We start from the raw sequence: 25,145 nt of genomic DNA on the forward strand, positions 1-25,145 counted from the left end.
GAGCGTCCTCAGAGTGAGCGCGCGGCGGTCGGGGCCGTCGCGGAGTCGGTGAGCCAGCAGGCGACGCTGCGGCCGCCCAGGTCGACTGTGGGTGGCTGCTCCCCGCAGGGCGCGAACGCGTGCGGGCAGCGTGGCCGGAAACGGCACCCGGTGGGCGCGTTGGCCGGGTCGGGCACCTCCCCGGCGAGGATGGCGGGCAGGCGCGGGGTGGTCCCGATCTGCGGCACCGCGTCGATCAACGCCCGGGTGTACGGGTGTCGGGGCTCGCGCCACAGCTCGCGGGTGGGTGCTGCCTCGACGATCCGGCCCAGGTACATCACGGCGGTCACGTCGGCGATCTCGTGCACCAGCGCCAGGTCGTGGGAGATGAAGAGCATGCCCATGTCGAGGTCGCGGACCAGCCCGACGAGCAGGTTGACCACCTGGGCCTGGGACGAGGCGTCCAGCGCGGTGACCGGCTCGTCCGCGATGATCATCCGGGGTTCCGGGGCGAGCGCGCGAGCGATCGCCAGCCGCTGCCGCTGGCCGCCGGAGAACTGGTGCGGATACCGCTGGGCGGCACTGGTCGGCATGGCCACCCGTTCGAGCAGCTCGTGCACCCGGGCTCGGCGGGCCGACCCGGTGACCGCAGCCGGCACGCCGTCGAGGAGTTGGGAGCCGATGGTGCGCCGGGGGTTCAGCGAGGCGTACGGGTTCTGGAAGACCATCTGGAGGCCGACCTCGGCGCCGGAGCGGGGCCGCCAGCCCAGCGGGGTGACCGGTCGGCCGGCGTACTCGACGGTGCCGGCGCTCGGTGCGCTCAGCCCGACCGCGACGCGGGCCAGTGTGGACTTGCCGCAGCCGGACTCGCCGACCAGCCCGACGATCTGGCCGGGCGACACCTCCAGGCTGACCCCGGCGACGGCCCGCACCCGGCCACGCCCTCGGGATCGGTACTCGACCTCCACGTCGGTGAAGGACAGTCGCGCGGGCGCTGTGGTGTTCACGCGGCCACCTCCAGGTGCGGACGGACCACGCAGGCCACCGATCGGTCGGCTCCGGCGGGGGTGAGCGGGGGCGGGGCCTCGCCGCAGGACGGTTCGGCGTACTCGCAGCGGGGTTGGAACGGGCAGCCCGGCGGCGCCTCTCCGGGTGCCGGCGGTGCGCCCGGGATGGGCCGCAACGTCCCGCCGGTCTGGGTGCCGTGCGGTCGGGCGCCGAGCAACGCGGCCGTGTACGGGTGGGTGGGGGCGGTGAGCAGGCTGCCCGTCGGGCCGGTCTCGACGACCCGTCCGGCGTAGAAGATGTAGCCACGGGTGGTGAGGGCGCTGAGCACCCCGAGGTCGTGGGTGATGAACGCGACGGCCAGCCCGGTCTCGGCGCGCAGCCGTTCCAGCAGGGCGAGGATGCCGGCCTGCACCGTGACGTCGAGGGCGGTAGTCGGTTCGTCGGCGATCAGCAGTCGGGGCCGGGCGGCCAGCGCGATGGCGATGGCCACCCGCTGCCGCATTCCGCCGGAGAACTGGTGCGGGTACGCGCGCAGCGCCCGCTCCGGGTCCGGGATGCGAACCTGATCGAGCAGCTCCACCGCGCGGCGGCCGGCAGCTCGACGGTCCATCCGCAGGTGCACCCGCATGTGCTCGGTGAGCTGCCGCCCGACCGTGAGCATCGGGTGCAGGGCCGCGCTCGGATCCTGGAAGACCATGGCGATGCCGGCGCCACGGACCCGCTGCCAGCCCCGGGCGTCCAGGTTCAGCAGTTCGGTGCCGGCGTACCGGGCCGAGCCGGTGACCGCAGCCCCCGGGGGCAGCAGCCCGAGCAGGGTCTGCGCGGTGAGGCTCTTGCCGCAGCCGCTCTCCCCCGCGATGCCGACCAGTTCCCCCTCGTCGACTGTCAACGACACGTCGTGCAGGATCGGCAGCGGGCCACGCGGTGAGGGCAGAGTGACGGCCAGGGAGTCGACGTCGAGCAGCGGTGCCACCTCAGCGTCCCTTCGTGTAGCGGGGGTCGAGCCGGTCGCGCAGCGCGTCGCCGAGCACGTTGAAGGCCATCACCACGGTGAGGATGGCGAGGCCGGGGAACACGCTGACCCACCACATCGACAGGTCCTGCGCGCCGAGGGCCACCATCGAGCCCCACTCGGCGGCCGGCGGGCGCGGGCCCAGGCCGAGGAACGACAGGGCCGCGAGCAGCAGCACCGCGTTGCCCAGCTCCAGGGTGGCCAGCACGATCGCCGGGCCGATGCTGTTGGGCAGCACGTCGCGGCGCAACGCCCGGATCGGCCCGACGCCGAGCAGGCGGGCGGCGTTGAGGTAGTCGTCGCCGCGCATGCTCAGCACGGCGCTGCGGATCACCCGGGCGTAGACCGGCCAGGAGACGATGACAAGGGCCAGCACGGCGTTGCGGGTGTTCGGGCCGAATGCCGCCGTCACCGCCATGGCCAGGATGATCTGCGGGAACGCGAACACCAGGTCGGTCAGGCGCATCAGCGCCTCGTCGACGAACCGGCCGACGTATCCGGCGACCAGCCCGAGCAGCCCGCCGACAAGCAGGGCAAGGAAAACGATCGCCAGGGCCAGCGGAATGGACAGGCGGGCGCCGTGGACGACCCGGCTGAGGATGTCGCGGCCGAGCGAGTCGGTGCCGAACCAGTGCGCCCCGGAGGGCGACGCGTACGTGTCGGCGCTCTGCGCCAGCGGGTCGTACGGTGCGACGACGTCGGCGAGCAACGCCAGCAGCAACCACCCACCGAGGATGGTCAACGCCACCACTGTGACCGGCTGACGCCAGACCGGTCGGCTGGTCGAGCCGCCACGCAGTCGGCCGAGCCAGCGGCGTCGGCCCAGGGCCTGCTCCGCCTTCGGGTCTGCACGTGTCGTCATGACAACCGGATCCTCGGATCGATGAGCCCGTACAGCAGGTCGACGGTCAGGTTGACCAGCGTGTAGACCAGTGCCACGAAGAGGCTGACGCCGAGGATCGCGGGCAGGTCCAGCGCCGTGGCGCTGCGGTACGCGTACTGGCCGACGCCGGGCCAGCCGAAGATGCTCTCGACCAGCACCGTCCCGGAGAGCAGCGAGGCGAACGCCAGGCCGGAGACGGTGACCACCGGGACGAGGCCGGCGCGCAGCAGGTGCCGGCGCAGCACCACCCGGGTCGGCAGACCCTTGGCGTACGCGGCCCGGATGTAGTCCTGCTGGAGCACCTCGAGCATCGCCGAGCGGACGAAGCGGACCAGCATCGCCACCGTCAGCGAGGTCAGCACGAGCACCGGTAGGGACAGGTGCTGGGCGGCGTCCCAGGCGACGTCCCACTGCCCGGCGAGCGCCCCGTCGACGGTGTACATGCCGGTGACGGTGGGCGGCGGGCTGAAGTCCGTGGAGAGTCGTCCGCCGCTGGGGGCCAGGCCGAGCTGGTAGAAGAAGACGTAGAGCACCACCAGGGACAGCCAGAACGGCGGGGTTGACAGCCCGAGCAGGGCGCCGACCCGGACCAGTTGGTCGGTGAACCGGCCGTTGCGGACCGCCGCGAGCATGCCGACACCGGTGCCGATGAGCAGCGCCAGCACCATGCTCGGCAGAGCCAGTTCCAGGGTCGCCGGCACGTAGTGCAGCAGGTCGTCCAGGACGGCCCGCCCGGTCTGCTGGGAGTGGCCGAGGTCGCCGTGCAGCAGGTTGCCCAGGTAGTGCAGGTACTGGGCCCAGAGCGGCTGGTCCAGGCCCCACTTCTCGCGGAAGGCGGCCACCGCGGCGGGGTCGTTGAGCGCCTGGTCGGAGAGGTTGGCGGTGACCGGGTCACCGGGGACCACGTTGACCAGACCGAACGTCACCACTGTGACGCCGAGCAGCAGGCCGGCGGTGACCGCCACCCGCTTGGCCAGGAAGGTCAGCAGCGGGTGGGCACCCCGGGGCCGGGACGCGGTCGTGGCGACCGCGCCCGGCTCACCGTCGTGGACTGTCGTCATGTCGTCGGGACTACTTGCGGCCGACCGCGGCGACGTCCACCTGCCAACCGGCGGCGGTGTAGTCCGCCCCGGTCAGGTCAGTGGTCGCCACGACGGTGGAGGAGTTGCTGGCCAACACGAGGTACGGCGAGGACGCGTTCATCAGCCGCTGCCACTCCTGCATGGCGGTGGCCCGGCCGGCCAGGTCGAGGGTCGCGGTGACCTTCTTGCCGGCGGCCACCACTGCCGGGTCGGCCCGCTCGACCGTCCAGCCGGAACGCAGCGCGGTCGCCTGGCCCGGTGCCATGTTGTTGATCAGTGAGTCGGCGACCGGGTAGTTCAGGCTCTGCGGGGTGAATCCGAGGGGTGACTTCCCGCCGCGCATCTCGTCGAGGAACGTGGTCAGCGGCTGCGGGTTGAGTTCCAGCTTGATGCCGGCCTCGGCGGCGTCGCCCTGCACCTTGGTGGCCACAGTGCCGAGGTCCACACCCTTGTAGGTGATGGCCGGGTAGGTGAACTTCACGGTCGGGTTGGTCAGGCCGGCCTCGGTGAGCAGCGCCTTGGCCTTTGCCACGTCCCGCTTGGACTCCTCGCCGGTTGGCAGCGCGCCCGGGAAGGCGGGCGCGACCAGCCCGGCGCCGGGGGCGGCGCCCTTGCCGTACAGGGCGGCGATGCCCTGGTAGTCGATCGCGGCGCGCAGGGCCTGGTTGAACTTCGGGTTCGAGGTGACCGCCGAGACGCCCGGGTCGGCGTTGAGGAAGAGGAAGTAGACGGTGTCCTGCACTCCGGAGGTCTGCAGGGTGCCCGGCAGTCCGTCGAGGAGCTTGCCGGAGATGTCCAGGGAGATCTCGGCGGCCTCGGCGCGCTGCATGGTCAGCTTCTGGGTCTGCACATCCATGTTGCGCAGCACCACCCGGGAGAACTGCGGCTTCGTGCCCCAGTACTTCGGGTTGGCCTCCAACACCACCTGCGACGAGGGGTCGTAGGACTTCAGCACGTACGGGCCGCTGCCGACGGAGTTGGTGTCCAGGTACTGCTGCGCGGTGTCGCCCTGGGCGGCGTCGGCACCGTCGCGGGCGCCGTGCTCCTTGGCGACCTTGGAATTGATCACCGCTGTCGACGGCATCGACAGCACCACCGGAATGTTCGGGTCGGGGGTGGCCGAGGCGACCACGACTGTGCTGTCGTCGGTCTTGGTCACGGTCAGGCCGCTGACGGTGACCGCGGGGCTGCCCTTGATGTTCTTCAACCGGTTGAGCGAGAAGACGACGTCGTCGGCGGTGAGCGGGCTGCCGTCGGCGAACGTCACGCCCTGCCGCAGCTTGAAGGTGAACGTCGTGGCGTCCGGCGACGCCTGGTACGACTCGGCCAGCGCGGGGACCGGCTTACTCACGTCCGAACCCTTGAAGGTGAGCAGGGTGTCGTAGAGGGCGTGCACGGCGGTCAGACCGGTTGCCTCGTAGACCCGGCCGGGGTCGAGGGTCTTGAGCACGAACGAGGTGTTCACGGTGAGGGTCTTCGCCGTACCGTTCGCGTTTCCACCACTGCCGCCGGCGCTGCAGGCGCTGACGGAGAGGACGGCCAGCGTCGCCAGAGCGGACGCTCCGGCGAGGAGCCGGCGGGGAGACACCGACATGCTGTTCCTACCTTCGTATCGCGCGGCCCGCCGTGCGGGATCCGCGGGGCGTCGACGTCCGGCGGGCGACACCACGCATCGGCCGGGCCGATGGGATGACGGCGTCGCGGGCTTCTCGGGGGCGTCGTCTCGGGGTTGGATGTAGACCGGGCGGCAGGCGTCCGGTTCGCGCCTCGATGCGGCTTGTTCACTTGAGCTGAACATCGCCGCCTGATGTTTAGTGATCCTAAACATGGCCGTATAGTTTGGTCAATCAAGATTCAGCCACACTGTATTTGGAACGAGGACACATGCTCGGTGACCGACTCCGCGATCTGCGTCAGCAGCACTCCCTCACGCTGCGTCAGCTCGCCACAGCCGCCGACGTGTCCCCCGCCCTGCTCAGTCAGATCGAGAACGGCGCGACCGACCCCAGCCTCTCCACCCTGCGGAAGCTCGCCCAGGTCTTCGACACCTCGATCGCGGAGCTGTTCTCCGAGCCCGAGGCGCCACCCGTGCACGTCAGCCGCGTCGGCGCCCGGACCAGACTGGCCGCGCCACCCGGCCAGATCACCTACGAACGACTCACCCCCGGCCGCGGCGACCTGGAGGTGCTCCAGGCCCACCTCGCACCCGGCGACGCCAGCTCGGCCGAACCGTGGGCGCACCCGTCGACCGAATGCGCGATCGTCATCACCGGCGAGGTCGTCGCCGAGATCGGCGGTGAGTCGTACACCCTCACCGCCGGCGAGTCGGTCACCTTCGACTCGCGCCTGGCGCATCTCTACCGCAACGCCAGCGACCAGCGCGCCCACCTGATCATCGCGGTGACGCCACCGACCCCCTGACCGACCCCGCTGACCGACCATGGTGGACAGGCGAGGGGATCGACGGGACGCCCCGGCGGACCTAGCATGACCACGAATGGATCTTCGAGATTGGCCCCTGCCGACCCCCGGCGACCAGCCCAACCGAAGGGAGACGCGCATGCGTCGACCCCGTCATCTGGCACTCCTGAGCGTCGGCGTGTCCGGCGCTCTGGCCCTCAGCGCAGCCCCACCCGCAGCTGCCGCCCCGCCCACTCCCACCACGCCCACCGGCATCGTGGTCAGTGACGGCATGACCCAACCGGTGTTCTCGCTCGCCGACGCGATCGAGGAGCGGGTGTTCGTCCAGACCACCGTGGACACCGACCACGACGGTCGGCCCGACCGGGTGGCGATCGACATCTCCCGCCCCCGGGAGACCGCCACCCAGGGCTTCAAGGTGCCTGTCATCTTCGAGCACAGCCCGTACCGCAAGGGCACCTGGGGCGACGTGCCGTACCCGAGCGTGCTGGTCGACGACCTGCCGCAGAACGGCCTGAACGACCGCGACGGACGTCGCGCCCTCGACGCCGGCGCACAACGCGCCCAGGCGAAGGCCAACCTGCCCGGCTCGCTGGACGACTACTACGTGCCCCGCGGGTACGCGGTGGTGCTCGGCCAGAGCGTCGGCACCGGCGACTCGGACGGCTGCCCGACCAGCGGGGACCAGGCCGAGACGCTCGGCACCAAGGCGGTCATCGACTGGCTCAACGGCCGGGCCAAGGGGTACGACGCGAACGGCGCCGCGGTCACCGCCGGCTGGACCACCGGCGCCGTCGGCATGACCGGTGTCTCCTACAACGGGACGCTGCCCAACCAGGTGGCCACCACTGGCGTCAAGGGGCTCAAGACCATCGTGCCGGTCTCCGCGATCAGCAGCTGGTACGACTACTACCGGGCCAACGGTCTGGTAGTCGCGCCCGGGACGTTCCAGGGCGAGGACCTCGACATCCTGGCCCAGTACACCGCCGGGCAGGCCCGCGCCGAGGGGCAGTGCGCCGACGAACTCGCGGAGATCACCGCGAAGCAGGACCGGGTCACCGGCGACTACTCGACGTTCTGGCGCGACCGCGACTACCTCGACGCCCGCGACGTCAAGGCCAGCGTCTTCGTCGTACACGGCCTCAACGACTGGAACGTGAAGACCGAACACTTCGCCGGCTGGTGGGACCAACTCGCCAAGCGCGACGTGCCCCGCAAGATCTGGCTGCACCAGGGCGGCCACGGCGGTCCCGGCAGCAGCGCCTCGGTGACCCTGCCCAGCGGCCAGACGTGGACCTACAAGCAGACCGAGAACCGTTGGTTCGACTTCTGGCTGTGGAACGTGCGCAACGGCATCATGGACGAGCCGACGGCGGTGCTCCAGCGCGAGGACCGCGCCTACACCACGTACGCCAACTGGCCCGACCCGGCGGCGCGGGAGGTCGGCCTGCGCTTCGCGGCCACCGACGGCACCGCACCCGGCGCGCTCACCACCGGCAAGCCGCCGAAGGCCAAGATCGAGCAGAGCTTCGTCGACGAGGGCCGGACCATCCACCCGGACACCCTGGTGTCCAACCCGGACACGGCGAGCGCCAACCGACTCGCCTACCGCTCCCCCGAGCTGACGCAGAGCGTGCGCATCTCCGGGCGTCCGGAGATGCGACTGCGGATGGCGATCGACAACAAGCCGGACGCGAACCTCACCGCGTACCTGGTCGACTACGGCCCGGCCGGGTCGACCGCCGCCCCGACCGTGGTGACGCGAGGGTGGATGGACCCGCAGAACCGCAAGAGCGCCGCGCGCACCGAGGCGGTCAAGCAGGGCAAGCTGTACGACTACCGGTGGACCATGGAGCCGAAGGACTACATCTTCCCGGCGGGACACCGGATCGGCGTGGTCGTCTTCTCCAGCGACCAGGAGTACACCCTGCTGCCGTTGGGCGGCACCGAGCTGCGGGTCGCACCGAACGACAGCGAACTGCGACTGCCGGTTGTCGGCGGGCGGAGCGTCCTCGGGTTCTGATCCCGTCCCTGTGCTCCCGGGTGGGGCAGTCCGACATGTGCGGGCTGCCCCACCCGCACGTCGGGACCACCCCGCCGCCGTAGCCCCGCGCGTACCGCCCCACAGATGCCGCCGGCCGCCGCGCGGTGGCTTGATCCACTCGACTTTCATGACGTCGGGGCATCCCCGGCTCCCGGACACCGCGACTTTCAGGAACCCGAGCGGATCAAGCCACGGCGACCTCCGTATCGGGTTCGCCTGGTGGCAATGCGTGTGGTTTGTCCGGTTTGATGTCGGGTGTCGGGTGGTCGGGGCTACCCCGGCGGCGGAATCGGCGGCCGGGCCGGGTCGTTATACCTGGCAGACCACCGCAACAGCCCGGGTCATTGGCGCGCCGGCCCCGCCGGGAACACCCGCCAGGCCGCCTCGGTTACATCCCCCGCACGGCCGAGTACCACAACTGGCCAACCCCCGCGGGTGCGCGAAATGACCTGCCACCGCGAACGGTTACACCCTGTCCCGACGCCGACCCCCTGTTGCGGGTCACCGGGCAGACCCTGGAACTTTCCCCGCACTGTCGCACTGACCCCCGTTGAGTGCCGTGCGGACACCCCCGATGCAGAGGAGCACGCCATCATGCGTACCGATCTGATCCGTAAGACCGCTCTGACCGCCGCTGGCCTCGCGTTCACCGGTGGGGCTATCGCCGGACCGGTGACCGCCGCGTACGCCGCGTCGGACGCCAAGCCGGCCACCCAGACGCAGACCGACCGTAAGCCCGCCGGTGAGCGTCAGCTCGGTGTGCGCTACGAGGCCCAGCCGAACTTCTACTACTGCGGCCCGGCCGCCACGCGTAATGCCCTGTCCGTGCAGGGCAAGGAGATCAGCGTGGACGCCATGGCCAAGGAGATGGGCACCACCGAGGCCGGCACCAACTCCATCAACGACATCACCCCGGTGCTGAACAAGGAGACCGGCAAGAACGACGCCTACCACAGCGTGGAGATCTCCAGCCCCGACGCTGACGGCAAGCAGACCGACCGGCTGCGCGCCGACGTCGTGCGCACCGTGGACGACGGCCGGGCCGTGGTCGCGAACATCGCCGGCACCAGCGTCGACACCGACGGCGGGGTGCACTCCTTCGAGGGCGGGCACTACATCAGCGTCGTGGGTTATCGCGACGGCGGGAACGTGGTGAAGATCGCCGACTCCGCCGATGCGAACACCGCCTCCTACGAGGTCACCGTCGAGCACCTCGCCGACTGGATCGCCACCCGCGGCTACGCCACCAGCTGACCCCATCACCACGAACGCCGAAGGGCCGGACCCCCACCACGGGGCCCGGCCCTTCGTCGTCTTTCCACCATCTGCGGCACGTATTGACAATTGTCGACTTCAGCGTGAGGCTGGGGGGCAGTGAGAGCGCTCTCTCGCACCGGCCCAACCGGCCACCACCAAGTCTGGCCAGGCACAACTCCGATGCCTTCGGCGGCGGCGCCGGAGCTGTCCCTGACCCGTCCCCCGACAGGAGTCACGAGATGGACAGGGCCGCACCCCTCTCCGGCATCCCCCGCCGCCTGCGCGTCGCCACGGCTATCGGCGCCCTGCTGGTGCTACTCGGCACGTTCCTGGTGTCCACCACCAACCGGGCCGACGCCGCCCCCGGCCAAGCCGGCGCCGACTTCGGCGCCAACGCCATCCGGGTGGCCGAGTTCCCCGCCGACTGCACCTACAGCCACCGACTGCCGGACGACCCGATCGTCTTCCCCGGGCTGCCCGGGGCGTCGCACATGCACAGCTTCTTCGGCAGCACCGTGACGAACGCCAGGACCACCCTCCCGGACCTGGTCAACTCGCCCACCACCTGCAACCCGCGGGTGGACGTCTCGTCGTACTGGGTGCCGACCCTGTATCGGGACAACGTCGCGGTGGAACCGGCGATCGCCACGTTCTACTACCTGGGCGAGGGCGTACGCGCCGACGTCGTCGCGAACACCCAGCCGTTTCCGCTGGGGCTGCGGCTCGTCGCCGGCAACGCGAAGGCCACCGGGCCGAACGACAGCATCGCCCGCTGGTCCTGCCTGCACGCCGGGCACGTGCCGCCGTCGAAGGACTTCGTCAACTGCCCGTCGGGCACCATGCTGGAGTCGTACCTGGACTTCCCGCAGTGCTGGAACGGCCGTGATCTCGACTCGCCCGACCACAAGAGCCACCTGGCGTACCCGGTGAACCAGGCCTGCCCGAGCACCCACCCGGTGCATGTGCCGAAGTTGCGCCAGGTGCTTCGGTACCCGGTGACCGGCGACCCGTCGCGGTTCCGGCTGGCCTCCGGGCCGGGCTACACGATGCACGGCGACTTCTTCAACGCCTGGCCGGTGGCGGAGCTTGCCCGCCGGGTCCAGGACTGCATCCGTCCCGTGATCAAGTGCGGTCACGACGGCCGACCGATCTGAGCGACAGCTCCACACCACGGCGGCGGGTCCGGTCACCCGGGCCCGCCGCACTGGTTGGGAAGGGAGATCGGATGCGCCAGCCCACGGCGTCCACGGTGCTCGTCGCGGTGCTGCTCGTCGCCGGCTGCGGCGGCGGACCACGGGACGCGACCAGCACCGCCACACCGCCCGTGACCGCGCCACCGGCGACGACAGCGCCGACACCGACGGGTACGGCGTTCAACCCCACCGACATCGCCTGGCTGCAACTGACGGTGGCGATGACCGAACGCCTGCTGCCCGTCCTCGATCTGGTGCCGGCGCGGACCACCGACCCGGCCTGGCGGCAGACGGCCACCCAGGTGGCGACCACCCGGCGCGCCGACCTGGACCGCGCCCGCCGGTTACTGGCCGACGCCGCGGCCCCGACGACGAATCCGCACGAGGGGCACGACATGCCGGGCATGGCCACCGCGCAGGAGATGACAGCGCTGCGGGCGGCCAGCGGGCAGCCGTTTCACCGTCTGCTCGCCGGGCACCTGCGGGCGCATCTCGCGCAGTCGGTCCGGATCGCCACCGCTGAGCAGCAGAGCGGAGTCCAGCCGGCGACCGTGGCGCTGGCGGCGGCAGTGGTCCGGTCCGGCACCGCCGACCTCGAACGGCTCGATCGTCTCGACGCCAGACAGCAGCGCGCGCTCAGCCGCGAGCGCTGACGGGCTCCGCCGCGAGCAGTACAGCCTCGACCGGACGGAACGGCTCAGGCGGCGTAGCGGGCGGCGAGGTCCACGACACGGCGGGCGGCGGCCACCATCGCCCGATCGGCGAACCGGCCGTCGGGCAGGACCACGGTCCCCGAATCCCGCTGGTGCGCGTCCGCCACGGCGGCCAGCAGCTCCGCGGCGCGGGCCACCTCCCGATCGGCCGGCCGGAAGGCGTCGACGATCACCGGGAGCTGGCGCGGGTGGATCGCCGCACGGCCGAGGAAGCCGAGCCGTCGGCCCGCCGCGCAGGAGGCGGCCAGACCGGCGAGGTCGACGACGTCGGCGTACACCGACATGGCCGGCGGGGCCAGACCGGCCGCGCGGGCCGCGACCACCACCCGGCCGCGCGCCCAGAGCAGACCGTCGTCGTCGCTTACCCCCAGATCCGAGCGCAGGTCGGCCTCACCGAGCCCGATCGAGGCCACCGCCGGGTGGGCAGCGGCGATCGGGTACGCGGCCTCCAACCCGGCCGCCGACTCGATCAGCGGGTGCACTGGCACGTCGACCCGCTCGGCGAGGGCCGCCAGTGTCGCGGCCGACTCGACCTTCGGCAGCCGCAGCCCGGCCAACCCGGGCCGGCCGGCCACCGCCGCCAGGTCGGCATCGAGGTCCGGGCCGGTCAGCTCGTTGACCCGGACCTGCACGGGCACCTGGTGCGCCTCGGTGAGAAACTCGGCGACCGCGTCCCGGGCGTACGCCTTGCGCCCGGCGACAACGGCGTCCTCCAGGTCGAGGATGACCGCGTCGGCACCCGAGGCGACCGCCTTGGCGAACCGGTCCGGGCGGTCGCCGGGCACGTAGAGCCAGCTCAACAGCATCAGAGCACCCCCCGCTCGCGCAGCGCGGCCAGCTCCTCGGCGCTCAGGCCGAGCGCGGCGAAGACCGCGTCGGTGTCCTGGCCGTGCCGCCGACCGGCGTGCCGGATCTCGCCGGGCGTCTCGGCGAGGCGGAACGGCACGTTCTGCATGCGTACCTCGCCCAACTCCTCGTCCGGCACTGTGCGCACGGTGCCCAGCGCGGCGTACTGCGGGTCGGCGAGGATGTCGCGCACGTCGTAGACGGGAGCGACGGCGGCCTGGGCCTCCTCGAACGCGGCCACCACCTCGTCGCGGTCCCGTTGCGCCACCCAGGCGCTCACCGCCGCGTCCAACTCGTCGGCGTGGGCGGCCCGGCCGCTGCCGGTGGCGAACCACGGCTCGTCGATCAGCTCGCCGCGGCCGACCAGCCGCAGCACCCGTTCGGCGATGCTCTGCGCGCTGGTGGAGACCGCCACCCAGCGCCCGTCGGCACAGCGGTAGGTGTTGCGCGGGGCGTTGTTGTTGGACCGGTTGCCCAGCCGGGGCTGGACGTAGCCGAGCTGGTCGTACCAGGTGATCTGCGGCCCGAGCATCGCCATGATCGGTTCGATGATGGCGAGGTCGACCACCTGCCCGGCGCCGGTGACGTCGCGGGCCCGCAGGGCGAGCATCACCGCGTACGCGGCGGCGAGCGCGCTCACCGAGTCGGCCAGCCCGAACGGGGGCAGCGTGGGCGGCCCCTCCGGTTCCCCGGTGGCCGCCGCGAAACCGCTCATCGCCTCGGCGAGGGTGCCGAAGCCGGGCCGGCGGGCGTACGGGCCGACCTGCCCGAACCCACTGATCCGGGTGATCACCAGCCGGGGGTTGACGGCGTGCAGCTCGGCCGGGCCGAGCCCCCACCGCTCCAGGGTTCCGGGGCGGAAGTTCTCCACCAGCACGTCGGCGTCGGCGAGCAGCCGGCGCAGCAGTTCCGCGCCGTCCGGGTCGGAGAGGTTGAGGGTGACGGTGCGCTTGTTGCGGCCGAGCACCTTCCACCAGAGCCCGACACCGTCGCGGGCCGGGCCGTGCCCCCGCGACGGGTCGGGCTTGGCCGGATGCTCCACCTTGATCACGTCGGCGCCGAAGTCACCGAGGAACGCCGCCGCGAGCGGCCCGGCGAAGAGGGTGGCCAGGTCGACGACAGTGACGCCGTGCAGTGGCGCGGTCACCGGGTCACCTCCGGCAGGTCGGCCGCACAGCGGAAGCCGACCTGTTCGGAGCGGGCGAGACCGGCGCCGGTGAGCAGCAGCTTCACCGACACGTCCGCCGGTTGCGGGCCTCCGTCGAGGTACCAGTCGGAGCCCTCCGCCCGGTACTGGGCGCCACCCTTGAGGATGGCGAAGCGGGTACGGCCGTCGGAGTGCTCGCTCTCGGTCAGGTTCCACACCAGCGGTTCCCGCCGTACGAGCAGTCCCGCCTCGGCGGCGACCTGCCACTCGTCCTCGGTGGGCAGGCGCAGCCCGGCCCAGGTCGCGTACGCCCGCGCGTCGGCCAACTCGACCCCGGTCACCGGGGCGTTGGCCGGGCCGGAGCCGGCGGTGAACCGCTCCGGGCGCACCGGAACGTAGCCGGTGGCGCGCAGGAACTCGGCGTACTCGCCGTGGGTGACCTCGTGCACGGCGATGGCGAACCGGCCGAGCCGCACACTGCGGCGCAGCGTCCCGGTGTGGTGCAGCCGAGGCGGCAGGGGCTTCCACTCGTCGACGTAGGGCGCCTCGCCGTACAGCCCGGTCTCCCGTACCCGGTGCCGGACGACCAGCTCGTGCCGGCCGCCCTCGACGGCGACCAGGCCCGGCGGCACCTGCGCTAGCGGCGTCCACGGCGTACGGACGCGCACCGCCGCACGGGCCGGGAAGGACGGGTCGCCGGTCGGCGGCTCGTGCCGGTGCGCGGAGGCGAGTCCGCGCGCCACGGCCGCGATCGCGCCGGCCGGGAGCGAGCCGCCCACCGCCAGTCGACCGTCGGCGGTCTCGGTGACTGTCAACTCGGCACCGGTGACCAGGTCGACGAAGTGCCGGCCGACGCTCGGGTCGGTGACCAGCCACGGGCCGTCGTGGTCCGCGCCCCGGTTCACCACCGTCCACAGCGGCTCGTCGTCGTGCGTCCAGCGGGACGCGTACACCTGGCCGTCGCCGGGATGGTCGGCGAGCGGCACCCAGTCCTCGGCGCGCAACCACGCCGCGTGGCTGGCCTGCACCCGGCGCATCGCCCGCAGCACCGCGCGGTCCCGCTCGTTCCAGCCGACCCAGACGCCGAAGACGCTCTCCCAGACCAGCACGCCGACACCGTTGAGCCAGGCGGAGTGCAGCTCGTCGAGGTGGTCGCGGTGCCAGCGCCGGGTGTGGTGCAGCACGTGCCGTCGCTCGAACCACTTCGCCCGCAGCACGCCGGGCACCTCGGAGTCGGCGAACCACTGCGCCCAGGACATCGCGTGGTCGGCGATGCGGGCCAGCGGCACCCGACTCTCGCCCTCCAGGACCATGCCGGGGCGCACCGCGTCCAGCGCGGCGCGCAGCTCCCCGGCACCCTCCTTGAGGGTGTCCAGGAAGACCCCGTCGACGCCGAGCTTGCCGGCCAGCGTGGCGACCTCCTCGGCGTCGCTGCCCGGCTCGCGCCGGGTGCCGGTGTCCCACGGGTTGTAGTCGACGAAGACCTTCACCCCACGTTGCTGGAACGCGCGCACCACCTCGGGCAGCTCCGGTACGTCCCGGTACCAGTCGAACTGGTTGCGGTCGTCGAGGCCGATCACCGGGTACGCGTGCCAGAGCACCACCCCGTCGAAGCCGCCGAAGTCCCGCCCGGCCGCGTCGAGGAACTCGTCGACGGTGAAGACGCCGCGTTCGTGGTCGTAGAGCGTCTCGTCCCAGAGCCAGGCCAGGCAGATGCTGAAGCAGTCACCGGCGATTTCGTCGTAGTGCTCGCCGCCGTAGCCGATCCGGTGCCGGGCGTCGACGCGCCACCGGACGATCTGCTCCCGCCAGGCCGGCCAGTCGGCCCTGTCGGTCGGGGCGGCGAAGATCTTCGCCTCGTCCAGGGTGCTCAGGTCGGCGTGCCCGCCCAACGGCACCTCGGTCGGCCGGTCGATCGGGCGCGGGACGTACGGGTTGAAGCTCACTGTGCACCTCGGTAGGTCGCGTCGTAGAGGGCGTCGATGGCCGGCCGGTCGGGCAGAGCGGTGGACGCTCCGGGCCGCTGGGCGCAGGCCGCGCCGGCGGCACAGGCCCAGCGCAGGCTGGCGGTGACGGTGTCCTCGCTGCTGGCGCCGCCGCGTTCGGCCCAGCCCACGGCGAGCGCGCCGGTGAACGCGTCACCGGCGGCGGTGGTGTCCACCGCGTCGATCTGGGGCGCCGGGACCGCGAGACGCAGGCCGTGTCGATCGGCGTACGCGGCCCCGCGCGCGCCGAGGGTGAGCACCACCCGGGGCACCAGCTTCAGCAGGGCGTCGAGCAGCACCGGTGGGTCGTCGGAGGCGACCTCGGCGACGACAGCCGCCTCGTGCTCGTTGACCACCAGCACGTCGACGAGATCGAGCAGTGCGCTGGGCAGCGCGGCTGCGGGTGCGGCGTTCAGCACCACTGTGGTGCCGTCGGCCCGGGCCCAGTGCGCCGCCTGGAGCACCGCGGTCAGCGGCACCTCCAGTTGCAGGAGCAACACGTCGGCAGCCGCGATCGTCGCCCGGTCGTCAGCGTCCAGCTCGGTCAGCGTGCCGTTGGCGCCGGGCGCGACCAGAATGAAGTTCTCCGCGTCCCGGTCGACGGCGATCAACGCGACACCGGAGGGGCCGGCGGCGGTCCGCAGGCCACTGACGTCCACTCCCGCGTCGACGAGACTCGCCCGCATCCGGGTACCGAACTCGTCGTCGCCGACCGCTCCCACGAAGTCGCAGGCCGCACCGGCCCGGGCGGCGGCGACGGCCTGGTTGGCGCCCTTGCCGCCGGGTACGGTCCGGAAGTTCTCGCCGAGCACCGTCTCACCAGGGCGGGGCAGCCGCGACGCCGTGACCACCAGGTCCAGGTTGCTGCTGCCCACCACCGCCACCCGCGCGCTCATGCCACGCTCCCTTCCGTCGGCGGCTGCGCCAGGGCGAGGGTCCGCTCGGCCAGCTCGTCGAAGCCGATCCCGTCGAAGCCGCCAATGCTGCTGGCCAGCCGGTTGTGCAGCGGGGCGACCCAACGCGGCGGCAGCCCGGACGCGCCGGTGAGCGCTCCGGTCACCGCGCCGACTGTCGCGCCGGTCGAGTCGGTGTCCCAGCCGCCGCTGACCACAGCGGTGATCGACCGTTCCAGGTCCCCCCGCCCGTACGCCAGGGCGGCGGCCACCAGCGCGGCGTTGTTGCGGACATGCACCCAGTGCAGGTGGCCGTGTCGTGCGTACAGCTCGTCGACCACGCGTTCCCAGTCGTCGGTGCCCGCGCCGAGCGCACGTGCCTCCCGGACGGTGGCGGCGAACCGGCTACCCGGCGGCAGCACCGCCTCGGCGGCGTCCAACACCTCGTCCACTGTGTCGGCCACCGGCGCGGCGGCGGCCAGCGCCGCCGCCCAGAGCGCGCCGTGCACCCCACCTCGGACGTGGCTGACCGTCGCGTCCCGCACCGCCAGCTCGGCCGCGCGGTCCGGCCGGCCGGGGTTGACCCAGCCGTACACGTCGGTGCGGATCTGCGCGCCGATCCACTCCCGGAACGGGTTGTGCCGGCGGGCGCTCTGCGGCGGCGGGTACCCGAGCAGCAGGTTGCGATACGCCACCCGCTCGGCGGTGAAGACCCGCCCGCCGGGCAGCCAGTCCAGCCACGCCTGCGCCACGTCGGCGCTGGTGAAGCCCCGACCGTGCGTCTCCAGCACGCGCAGCGCCAGCAACGCGTAGTTCAGGTCGTCGTCCTCGGGCATCCCGTCGATGTTCTCGGCGAGGCTGGTCGGCGCGCTGCGCCGGTTCCACGGCCAGCGGGCGGCCACCTCGACCGGGAGTCCCTTCGCGGTGAACCAGTCGCGCAGTGGCCACCGGTCGGTCGCGATGAGGATCTCCCGGATGCCCTCGCGGGGAATCTTCTCCACCGGCTTGCCGAGCAGGCAGCCGACCGCCCGGCCGAGCCACCCGCCGTGCAGCCTGTCGTACGCCGCCTCGGTCGGCAGCGACCAGCTGGTCGGCCAACCGGCGCGCAGCGTGGCCAGGTCGTCGGCCTCGTCGGCGGTGTCGACGGCGGGCACCGCGTCGGCGGCGTCCAGCAGCTCCGTGGCGAGGGCCCGCAGTTGCGGCGACGCCGGGGTCGCCGACGCCCCACTGACCGGTGGGGTCAGGTCCCCGCCGGCCGCCGTCCACCGCTCGGCGATCGCGGCGACGTCGCGCCCCTCGTCCCGGCTGGCCGCCAGCTCGTGCGGCAGGAGGTCCTCGGGCTGAACCCAGGTGATCCTCACCGGGTCTCGCCCCCAACCCCCCGGGTGGCACCGACGGCCAGCCCGGCGAACCGCTCCGCCCGGCGGGCGAACCGGGCCTGGTCGCGTTCGAAGACCTCGCCGGCCACCGCGGCCAGGACCCGGGCCGGCTCCACCAGGTCGGTCCTGGAGGCGGTGGCGACCACGTCGGACCACTCCGCCGGCACCGCGTCGGCGCCACCGAGCGCCCCGGCGATGGCGGCGGCCATGGTGGCTGTGGAGTCCGCGTCCCGGCCGTAGTTGACCGAGCCGAGCACCGCGGCCCGGAAGTCGCCGCCGGCCACCACGAGCATGCCGAGAGCCACCGGCAGCTCCTCGATGGCGTGCAGGCGACTGGGCCGCCGCGCGCCGAGGCCGGGGCTGCGGTACTCCTCCCCCACAGTGTCGTAGGGGGCGACCGCGGCCCGCAGCGCCGGGATGGCCTGCTTCCAGTCGTGGTGGCCTCGGGCCTCCTTGACCACCGCGTCGATGGCCGCGCGGGTGCCGTCGCGGGCCAGGTCCAGCGCCGCCGCCACGACGTCCTCGACGCCCGCGCCGGGGGTCGCGGCCGCCGCGACCGAGGCCGCGAACACGGCGGCGGCCTCCCGCCCGTAGCTGTGCTGGTGCGCGCCGGCGATCTCCACCGCCTCGGCGTACGCCCCGGCCGGGTCGCCCGCGTTGACGATGCCGACCGGAGCCATGTACATGGCCGCGCCACAGTTGACGATGTTGCCGACCCCGGCCTCGCGCGGGTCCGCGTGGGCGTGGTGCAGTCGGGTGACCAGCCACCGTTCGGCGGCCGCGAGCCGGTGGAAGGTCACCCCGTCGCGCTCCAGGTCGGGGATGTACACCACCCGCTCGATCAGGTCGGGAACCAGCAGCTCCACCACGTCGTACGCGTCGAGGTGGTCCCGTTTGGCCGCGTACGCGCGGACCAGGGCGTGGGTCATCAACGTGTCGTCGGTGATGTGCCCGTCGCCCTTGTGGTACGGCGCGAGGGGTCGTGCGGTGGCCCAGTCGGCGTGGTACGGGGGCACGATGCCCTCGACCCAGCCGCCGAAGCGGGTGCGGATCTGCTCGGGCAGCGCCGTCTCGGTGGCGCCACCCAGGGCGTCTCCGACCGCGGCGCCGACCAGGCAACCGACCGATGTGTCGAGCAAGAGTGACATGTCGTTACCTCAGAACCTGCTTGCCACCGTCGACCAGCTGCGTGCCGAGCTGATCGAGGGTGATCTTGTTGGCGAAGTACTGCTGGAGGGCCGGGGTGGCGTACTTGGTCTTCCACTCCGGGTAGCCGTCGGCCTGCTGGAACGGGGCGACGGTCAGGTCCGTGGCGCTGTCCGCGGCGACGTCCCAGCCCTGCTTGCCGGCGGTGAGCTTGACCAGTTCCTCGTTGGCCTGCTTGCCGGTCGGCACCAACCAGTCGCCCTTGGCCAGGGCGGCCATGTTGGTCGGGTTCAGGAAGTACTCCAGGAACTGCGCGGCCTGCTTCTTGTGCTTGCTGTCCTCGGAGATCGACAGCGTCTGCGGGTTGGCGGCCTGCTTGGTGGAGAGCCCCTTGATCGGGGGCACTGTGACCCACTCGAAGCCGGCCGGCGCCTGCTCGACCATCTGCTGGCGCAGCGACACCGAGCCGGGCAGCATCGCGTACTTGCCGCCGAAGAAGCCGGGCAGGGTGTCCGCGCCGCTCATGCCGAGTGCCTCCGGGGAGGCGGACTTGGCGGTGTAGAGCATGTCGTGGATCCGCTTCGGGATCTCCTTCTCGGCGTCGCCGACCTTCACCTCGGTGCGGCCACCGTCGCCGTAGAAGAACGTGCCGTCGTAGTTGAGCGCGAGGTTCAGCACCCGGTTGGTCGGCGACTTCAGCGCCCAGGCCGCGCCGTACTGGCCGGGCTTGGTGAGCTTCTGCGCGTTGGCCTGAAACTCGTCCCAGGTCCAGCCGCCGTCGGCCGGCGGGACCGCGACACCGGCGGCGTCGAGCAGCTTCTTGTTGGCGATGACGACCTGCGACTCCAGCAGGAACGGCACACCGGTGACCTTGCCGTCGACGGTAGCGGTGTCCCAGATGCCCTTGTCGATCTGCCCCTTCAGGTCGTCCGAGACCAGGTCGGAGAGGTCGGCCAGGTAGCCCTGCTTGCTGAACTCGCCGATCGAGGACGCCTCGTAGTGCACGATGTCCGGCGCGTCGCCGCCCTCGAACGAGGTGAGCAGTTGGTCGTGCACCGAGTTCCAGTCACCCTGGACGTACTCGACCTGGATGTCCGGATGCTCGGCGTTCCACTTGGCGACCAGATCCTTGTTGACCTGCAGAGACTCCTTCTGCCAGGCGAGGCTGAGGAAACGCAGCTTGGCCGGGCCGGAGGTGGCCTCGTCGTCGCCGCCGGCACCGCACGCGGTGAGCGCGCCGAGGCCGATGACCGTGACCGCGGCGGCCGCCGCGAGTCGACGGAATCGGGTACGGAGCATGGGGGATTACCTCCTTGGTGGTGGTGGTTGGGGGGACGGTTCAGCCCTTGACCGCGCCCGCGAGCGACCCGGACGAGAGCCGGCGCTGCATGAACGCGAAGAAGATCAGGCTGGGCAGCGTGGCCAGCAGTGAACCGGCGGCCAGGGGTCCCAGGCGGGCGGTGCCCTCGATGCCGACGAACCGGGCCAGCGCCACCGGCAGGGTGGCCAGCTCCGGGGTCTTGATCAGCACCAGTGCGAAGAAGAATTCGTTCCAGGCCGAGATGAACGAGAACAGCGCTGTCGCGACCAGGCCCGGAGCGAGCAGCGGGAAGACCACCCGTCGCAGCACCTGCACTCGGGTCGCGCCGTCGACCGAGGCGGCCTCCTCCAGCTCCCTCGGAATGTTGCGGACGAAGCCCTGCAGCATCCACAGCGCGAACGGCAGCGCCCAGACCACGTAGATCAGCACCAGCCCGGCGTGCGTGTTGGCCAGGCCGACCTGCCGCAGCACCAGGAAGATCGGGATGATCAGCAGCACGAACGGGAAGAGCTGGGACAGCAGCACCCAGCCCAGCGCGGCGGTGCCGAGCTTGGAGCGGAACCGGGCGAGGGCGTACGACGCCGGCATGGCGACCAGCACGGTCAGCACCGCCGAGGCGAGGGAGACCTGGAGGCTGTTGAGCACCGCCCGGCCCAGCTCCTGCTCGGTGAACGCCTGCACGAAGTTCTGCACTGTCGGGTTGTCGGGGATCAACGTCGGGTGCAGGCGTACCAGTTCGCGCGGCGGTTTGAACGCCGTGGAGAGCAGCCAGACCAGCGGGAACCCGAGGAAGATCAGGTAGCCGGCGAGCGCCAGGTACTGCAGCGTCCGGCTCGTGCGGCTCGGTTTTCCGAACATGTCAGTTCGCCTCCCTGAGCCGGCGACGGAGATAGACAGCGAGCAACGCGATGATGATCACGACCATGACGTTGCCGAGCGCCGCCGCGTAGCCGTAGTTGCCGTAGCGGAACGCCTCCTCGTACGCGAACAGCATCGGCAGCATCGTCTTGCCGCCCGGTCCACCGGCGGTGAGCACGTAGACCAGGCCGAACGAGTTGAAGTTCCAGATGAAGTCCAGCGAGGTGATCGCCACGATCACCGGCGCCAGCGCGGGCAACGTGACGTGCCGGAACCGGTGCCAGGTGCTGGCTCCGTCCACCGCCGCCGCCTCGTGCAGCTCGCGACCCACGCCCTGCAGGCCGGCGAGCAGGACGACTGTGGTCTGCGGCATGCCCGCCCAGACTCCGACGATGATCACCGCGGGCAGGGCGGTGCTGAAGTCGCCCAGCCAGTTCGTCCGCAGTCCGTCGGCGCCGATGCGGTGGAAGAACTCGTTGATCAGGCCGGCGTCGGGGTGGTAGACGAGCTTCCACAGGATGCCGACCACGACGGGCGGCATCGCCCACGGCACGACGGCCAGCACCCGCGCCACACCTCGGAACCGCAGTTGCTGGTTGAGCAGCAGCGCCAGCCCGAGGGCGAGCAGGAACTGCAACACCGTCACCCCGACCGCCCAGAGCAGGCCGATCTTGAACGAGTTCCAGAACAGCTCGTCGCCGAGGAGGTCGCGGTAGTTGGCCAGGCCGGTGAAGCTGACCTCGACGTTGCGACCGGCGCGGGCGTCGGTGAAGCCGAGGTAGATGCCGCGCAACAGCGGGAACACCGACAGCACCAGGATCGGCAGCAGCGACGGCAGCAACAGGAGGTAGATGGTGGTGCGGTCGGAGCGGAACCGGTTCGGCCGGCGGGCCGGCTCGGCCCGCTCGACGTCCGGTCGCTCGGCCAGGGTGGTCATGCGGTCACCCCTTCGCTGGACGGGTGGGTGGTCGGTGGGCCTGCCGGGCCGGTGGCAGGTCGAGGGCCCGGCAGAGTCGCGGCGCTGGACGCGCGAACGACGAGACTTGGCGGCACCTGCTCGCGCCGTGGCGGCAAAGTGGCGTCGGCAATGCGTTGCAGGAGCAGTTCGGCGGCTCGGCGACCACGCTCGGCCGAGCCGAGCGAGACGCTGGAGAGCTGGGGAAACATCATCCGGGCCAGCTCGGTGTCGTCCATGCCGACCAGGGCGACGTCCTGTGGCACCCGACGACCGGCGACCAGCAGGGCGTGCAGTGCGCCGACCGCGATGAGGTCGTTGGCGCAGACCAGGGCGTCCGGGTCGGCGCGGGCGAGCAGTCGCTCGGTGGCGGCGCGGCCGGCCGCGTACTGGAAGTCGCCGACCTCGATCAGCTCGTCGTCGAGCCCGATGCCGTGTCGGGCCAGGGCGGCCCGGAATCCGGCGTCGCGGGCGGCGCCCGGGACGGTGTCGAGCGGGCCGTTGACGAATCCGATCCGCCGTCGACCGGTGGCGACGAGATGGTCCACTGCCAGCGCCACACCGTGCCGGGAGTCGGTACGCACATTGTCGATCGGAGCGTCCGCGTCGAGCTGGCCGACGACCACCACCGGCACCGGACTGTCCACCAGCGCGGTGAGGTGGTCGTTGGTGACCCGGATCGGTGAGACGATCATTCCGTCCACGTAGCGGTTGGCCAGTCGTCGCAGCAGAGCGGTCTCGTTGTCGATCCGCCCGCCGGTGGCGTGCACCAGCAGCTGCCGCCCGGAGGACGCGACCACCGCCTCGATGGCCCGCATCATCTCCACGTAGACCGGGTTGCCGATGTCCTCCACCGCGAGCGCGATCAGGCCGGTGCGCTGGGACTGCAACGACCTGGCGATCGCGTTGGGCACGTAGCCCACCTCGGCGGCCGCCTCGCGAACCTTGCGGATCGTCTCGGGGCTGCCGCCGACGCCGTTGAGCACCCGCGAGGCGGACGCGATGGAGACGCCGGCGCGGGCGGCGACGGTGTGCACCGTGGGCCGGCCGTCCGCCGGTTCCTGTAAACGTTTACGACCCACGTCCGGCACCTCCACCCGATAGCTGTAAACGTTTCCGGGGAGTCTGCTCCGTAGGCGGCGGAGAGGTCAACCCCCCGTTACGAAAACGTTTCCAACCCCCCGTACCAGCAGACCGGACCGCCGTTGATCAAGAGGTTTGCGTCATCCCGCCCGGCGTGGCGTGACGCGAACCTCTTGATCACCGACCTAAGGGCGAGGCAACGTCAGGGGTAGCTCTCGGGCTGGCCAGCGGGAGCGGAGTCTGCGGTCATGGCTGGCCACGACGATGGCACCTGGGCCGACGCCCAGGGCGTCCTCCAACTCGTCGCAGAGCGTCGGCGAGAGGTGGTTGGTGGGCTCGTCGAGCAGGAGCAGCTCCGGCGGATCGGCGACGAGCACCGCCAGGGCGAGCCGACGGCGCTGTCCCACCGACAGGTCGGCCACCGGGCGGTCGAGGTCCGCCGGGGCGAGCAGCCCGAGGGACGACAGCGGTACGACATCGGCTCGCTCCACGCCGACGGCCGCGTCGAAGACCTGCCGGGCCGTCCGCCGCGCGTCAGCGAAGACGGTGTCCTGGGCGAGCAGGCCGACCCGCAGCTCCGGTCGTCGCCAGAGCGTTCCGGCACCGACCAGGTGACCGGCGAGCACGGCGAGCAGAGTCGACTTGCCGGTGCCGTTGGGGCCGGTCACCAACAGCCGGTCGCGGGACCTGAGCACCAGGTGCGCCACCCGCAGTCGGCCGGGAACCTCCAGCCGGTCCGCCGTGACGATGACCCCGTCACTGTCGCCGATCGCGAGCGCCGGCGCGTGGAAGCGCAACGGCTCCGGCGGCACCGGAACGGGGTCGCGCTCGATCGTCTCCAGTCGACGGGCGGCGTCGCGGACGCGACGGGCGATCTGGTTCTGCACGCGCCCGGCGGTGTGCCCGTACCCCATCTTCTCGCTGTCGCGCGGGCCCCGGCCGTGGGCGACCTGGTGCCCGGTCACGGCGGCGGCCTCGCGCAGCTCGGCGAGGAGCGCCTGCTCGTCGTCGTAGCGCCGTCGCCACCGTTGCGCCTCGGCCCGCTTCGCCGTCAGGTACGCGGTGTAGCCGCCGCCGAAGCGGACCGGCCCGTCGACCGCCGGGTCCAGGTCGACGAGATCGGTGCAGACCGCGTCCAGGAAGGCCCGGTCGTGACTGGCGACCACTACCACCCCCGGCATGGCACGAAGCTGGTCCTCGCAGAACGCTGCCGCCGCGTCGTCGAGGTGGTTGGTGGGCTCGTCGAGCAGCAGCGCGCTCGGCCGGCGGACCAGCATCGCCGCGAGGGCGAGCCGGCCACGTTGCCCGCCGGAGAGCGCGCCCAACGTCCGGTCGTGGGGCAGCCCGCCGAGACCGAGGCCGTCGAGGATCGTGCGGGCACGCCGGTCGGCGTCCCAGGCGTCGCGGTCCTGTGCCCGTTCCAGCACCTCGCCGTACGCGGCCAGCAGCCGGTCGTGCTGCTCGGTGCCCTGCGGCGAGTCGGCGAGCGCGACGCCGATCCGGTCCAGCTCGGCGAGGTCGGCACGGGCCTCGCGCAGCGCCTCGTCGAGAACGGCGGCGATGGTGGTTGATTCCCGCAACGGCAGTTCCTGGTGCAGGAACCCGACGTCCGGTGGGCGCGTGACGGTGCCGGAGTCGGGTTGGTCGACGCCGGCCAGGAGCCGCAGCAGGGTCGTCTTGCCGGTGCCGTTCTCACCGATCAGGCCGATCCGGTGGCCGGGCGCGGCGGTCAGGGAGACGCCGTCGAGCACCCGGCGGTCGCCACGGACCCGCACGAGGTCATGGGCGATGAGAGCAGGTCGAACAGACATGGGGAACCTCGGAGAACGACTATCCGGGGCGCACACGGGCACCCCGGCGGAAGCAGGACATGACGACGGAGGCCGCGGCGACTGAGGCGCGATCACGCGCCCGTCGGCGGCCGGTCCGGGTGCTCACCC

Annotated in this window: 21 protein-coding genes; 5 read left to right on the forward strand and 16 right to left on the reverse strand. The window is 72.0% G+C overall.

Translation table 11 applies throughout. From position 1 onward, the window contains the following. Positions 1–8 precede the first annotated feature (8 nt). Genes OHB44_RS20110 through OHB44_RS20130 form a run of 5 tightly spaced genes read right to left on the reverse strand, consistent with a single transcriptional unit; the run spans position 9 to position 5,558 of the window. Positions 9–986, reverse strand: coding sequence for an ABC transporter ATP-binding protein (locus OHB44_RS20110; protein ID WP_238686953.1), 978 nt, complete (start codon positions 984–986; stop codon positions 9–11). Next, a complete protein-coding gene (locus OHB44_RS20115) occupies positions 983–1,960 on the reverse strand; it encodes an ABC transporter ATP-binding protein (protein WP_238686952.1) in 978 nt (325 codons plus the stop codon). Before OHB44_RS20115 ends, OHB44_RS20110 begins: the two co-directional genes overlap by 4 nt. Before the next feature lies 1 nt (position 1,961). After that, on the reverse strand, positions 1,962–2,861 hold the full coding sequence (locus OHB44_RS20120) for an ABC transporter permease (RefSeq protein ID WP_330437850.1): 900 nt from the start codon (positions 2,859–2,861) through the stop codon (positions 1,962–1,964). Next, a complete protein-coding gene (locus tag OHB44_RS20125; protein WP_210786304.1) occupies positions 2,858–3,943 on the reverse strand; it encodes an ABC transporter permease in 1,086 nt (361 codons plus the stop codon). Before OHB44_RS20125 ends, OHB44_RS20120 begins: the two co-directional genes overlap by 4 nt. A 10-nt stretch (positions 3,944–3,953) precedes the next feature. Next, positions 3,954–5,558, reverse strand: coding sequence for an ABC transporter substrate-binding protein (locus OHB44_RS20130; protein WP_330437851.1), 1,605 nt, complete (start codon positions 5,556–5,558; stop codon positions 3,954–3,956). Between the two features lie 290 nt (positions 5,559–5,848). Between OHB44_RS20130 and OHB44_RS20135 the strand changes: the two genes are divergently transcribed. From OHB44_RS20135 to OHB44_RS20155, 5 genes are all read left to right on the forward strand, one after another. Beyond that, a complete protein-coding gene (locus tag OHB44_RS20135; protein WP_124772961.1) occupies positions 5,849–6,385 on the forward strand; it encodes a helix-turn-helix domain-containing protein in 537 nt (178 codons plus the stop codon). Between the two features lie 139 nt (positions 6,386–6,524). Continuing rightward, the gene (locus OHB44_RS20140) at positions 6,525–8,408 is read left to right on the forward strand and encodes a Xaa-Pro dipeptidyl-peptidase (protein WP_330437852.1); all 1,884 of its coding nucleotides are present in this window, start codon (positions 6,525–6,527) and stop codon (positions 8,406–8,408) included. Between the two features lie 615 nt (positions 8,409–9,023). Next, complete coding sequence (locus OHB44_RS20145) at positions 9,024–9,683, forward strand: C39 family peptidase (RefSeq protein ID WP_330437853.1); 660 nt, start codon at positions 9,024–9,026, stop codon at positions 9,681–9,683. 242 nt (positions 9,684–9,925) lie between these two features. Continuing rightward, a complete protein-coding gene (locus OHB44_RS20150; RefSeq protein ID WP_266302127.1) occupies positions 9,926–10,840 on the forward strand; it encodes a DUF1996 domain-containing protein in 915 nt (304 codons plus the stop codon). A 71-nt stretch (positions 10,841–10,911) separates the two neighbouring features. After that, entirely contained in the window at positions 10,912–11,532 is a 621-nt protein-coding gene (locus OHB44_RS20155) for a DUF305 domain-containing protein (protein WP_330437854.1), read from the forward strand. A gap of 44 nt (positions 11,533–11,576) precedes the next feature. On the opposite strand, the gene OHB44_RS20160 is transcribed toward OHB44_RS20155, so the two are convergent. The 11 genes from OHB44_RS20160 to OHB44_RS20210 all read right to left on the reverse strand — a co-directional run bounded on the left by OHB44_RS20160 (position 11,577) and on the right by OHB44_RS20210 (position 25,016). Then, positions 11,577–12,398, reverse strand: a complete 822-nt coding sequence (locus OHB44_RS20160; RefSeq protein WP_266302125.1) for an HpcH/HpaI aldolase/citrate lyase family protein — start codon at positions 12,396–12,398, stop codon at positions 11,577–11,579. Beyond that, positions 12,398–13,585 carry a CaiB/BaiF CoA transferase family protein gene (locus OHB44_RS20165; protein WP_266302124.1) on the reverse strand — a complete coding sequence of 396 codons (1,188 nt, stop codon included), beginning with the start codon at positions 13,583–13,585 and terminating at the stop codon, positions 12,398–12,400. The genes OHB44_RS20160 and OHB44_RS20165 overlap by 1 nt, the downstream gene beginning before the upstream one ends. Then, on the reverse strand, positions 13,582–15,531 hold the full coding sequence (locus OHB44_RS20170; RefSeq protein WP_330437855.1) for an SUMF1/EgtB/PvdO family nonheme iron enzyme: 1,950 nt from the start codon (positions 15,529–15,531) through the stop codon (positions 13,582–13,584). Before OHB44_RS20170 ends, OHB44_RS20165 begins: the two co-directional genes overlap by 4 nt. Beyond that, on the reverse strand, positions 15,528–16,466 hold the full coding sequence (locus OHB44_RS20175) for a ribokinase (protein WP_266302122.1): 939 nt from the start codon (positions 16,464–16,466) through the stop codon (positions 15,528–15,530). The genes OHB44_RS20170 and OHB44_RS20175 overlap by 4 nt, the downstream gene beginning before the upstream one ends. Next, a complete protein-coding gene (locus OHB44_RS20180) occupies positions 16,463–17,824 on the reverse strand; it encodes an ADP-ribosylglycohydrolase family protein (protein WP_330437856.1) in 1,362 nt (453 codons plus the stop codon). Before OHB44_RS20180 ends, OHB44_RS20175 begins: the two co-directional genes overlap by 4 nt. Further along, positions 17,821–18,990 (reverse strand): ADP-ribosylglycohydrolase family protein, encoded by a 1,170-nt coding sequence (locus tag OHB44_RS20185; protein WP_266302120.1) that lies wholly within the window; start codon positions 18,988–18,990, stop codon positions 17,821–17,823. Before OHB44_RS20185 ends, OHB44_RS20180 begins: the two co-directional genes overlap by 4 nt. A gap of 4 nt (positions 18,991–18,994) precedes the next feature. Beyond that, on the reverse strand, positions 18,995–20,287 hold the full coding sequence (locus OHB44_RS20190) for an ABC transporter substrate-binding protein (RefSeq protein ID WP_330437857.1): 1,293 nt from the start codon (positions 20,285–20,287) through the stop codon (positions 18,995–18,997). Between the two features lie 40 nt (positions 20,288–20,327). Then, on the reverse strand, positions 20,328–21,167 hold the full coding sequence (locus tag OHB44_RS20195; RefSeq protein ID WP_238683876.1) for a carbohydrate ABC transporter permease: 840 nt from the start codon (positions 21,165–21,167) through the stop codon (positions 20,328–20,330). Between the two features lies 1 nt (position 21,168). After that, the gene (locus OHB44_RS20200; RefSeq protein ID WP_238683877.1) at positions 21,169–22,104 is read right to left on the reverse strand and encodes a carbohydrate ABC transporter permease; all 936 of its coding nucleotides are present in this window, start codon (positions 22,102–22,104) and stop codon (positions 21,169–21,171) included. After that, positions 22,101–23,204 carry a LacI family DNA-binding transcriptional regulator gene (locus OHB44_RS20205; protein WP_238683878.1) on the reverse strand — a complete coding sequence of 368 codons (1,104 nt, stop codon included), beginning with the start codon at positions 23,202–23,204 and terminating at the stop codon, positions 22,101–22,103. Before OHB44_RS20205 ends, OHB44_RS20200 begins: the two co-directional genes overlap by 4 nt. A gap of 186 nt (positions 23,205–23,390) precedes the next feature. Continuing rightward, positions 23,391–25,016: an ABC-F family ATP-binding cassette domain-containing protein gene (locus OHB44_RS20210; RefSeq protein ID WP_330437858.1), complete on the reverse strand. Its 1,626-nt coding sequence runs from the start codon at positions 25,014–25,016 to the stop codon at positions 23,391–23,393. Positions 25,017–25,145 lie beyond the last annotated feature (129 nt).

Origin of the sequence: Micromonospora sp. NBC_00821, from assembly GCF_036347035.1 — a bacterium.
Classification (GTDB): Bacteria; Actinomycetota; Actinomycetes; order Mycobacteriales; family Micromonosporaceae; genus Micromonospora; species Micromonospora hortensis.

Bases quoted from the DNA above. Each gene is read 5' to 3' on its own strand.
- OHB44_RS20200 (WP_238683877.1), bottom strand. From the start codon at position 22,104: ATGACCACCCTGGCCGAGCGACCGGACGTCGAGCGGGCCGAGCCGGCC.
- OHB44_RS20160 (WP_266302125.1), bottom strand. From the start codon at position 12,398: ATGCTGTTGAGCTGGCTCTACGTGCCCGGCGACCGCCCGGACCGGTTC.
- OHB44_RS20190 (WP_330437857.1), bottom strand. From the start codon at position 20,287: ATGCTCCGTACCCGATTCCGTCGACTCGCGGCGGCCGCCGCGGTCACG.
- OHB44_RS20130 (WP_330437851.1), bottom strand. From the start codon at position 5,558: ATGTCGGTGTCTCCCCGCCGGCTCCTCGCCGGAGCGTCCGCTCTGGCG.
- OHB44_RS20195 (WP_238683876.1), bottom strand. From the start codon at position 21,167: ATGTTCGGAAAACCGAGCCGCACGAGCCGGACGCTGCAGTACCTGGCG.
- OHB44_RS20120 (WP_330437850.1), bottom strand. From the start codon at position 2,861: ATGACGACACGTGCAGACCCGAAGGCGGAGCAGGCCCTGGGCCGACGC.
- OHB44_RS20125 (WP_210786304.1), bottom strand. From the start codon at position 3,943: ATGACGACAGTCCACGACGGTGAGCCGGGCGCGGTCGCCACGACCGCG.
- OHB44_RS20185 (WP_266302120.1), bottom strand. From the start codon at position 18,990: ATGTCACTCTTGCTCGACACATCGGTCGGTTGCCTGGTCGGCGCCGCG.
- OHB44_RS20135 (WP_124772961.1), top strand. From the start codon at position 5,849: ATGCTCGGTGACCGACTCCGCGATCTGCGTCAGCAGCACTCCCTCACG.
- OHB44_RS20145 (WP_330437853.1), top strand. From the start codon at position 9,024: ATGCGTACCGATCTGATCCGTAAGACCGCTCTGACCGCCGCTGGCCTC.
- OHB44_RS20155 (WP_330437854.1), top strand. From the start codon at position 10,912: ATGCGCCAGCCCACGGCGTCCACGGTGCTCGTCGCGGTGCTGCTCGTC.
- OHB44_RS20175 (WP_266302122.1), bottom strand. From the start codon at position 16,466: ATGAGCGCGCGGGTGGCGGTGGTGGGCAGCAGCAACCTGGACCTGGTG.
- OHB44_RS20140 (WP_330437852.1), top strand. From the start codon at position 6,525: ATGCGTCGACCCCGTCATCTGGCACTCCTGAGCGTCGGCGTGTCCGGC.
- OHB44_RS20150 (WP_266302127.1), top strand. From the start codon at position 9,926: ATGGACAGGGCCGCACCCCTCTCCGGCATCCCCCGCCGCCTGCGCGTC.
- OHB44_RS20210 (WP_330437858.1), bottom strand. From the start codon at position 25,016: ATGTCTGTTCGACCTGCTCTCATCGCCCATGACCTCGTGCGGGTCCGT.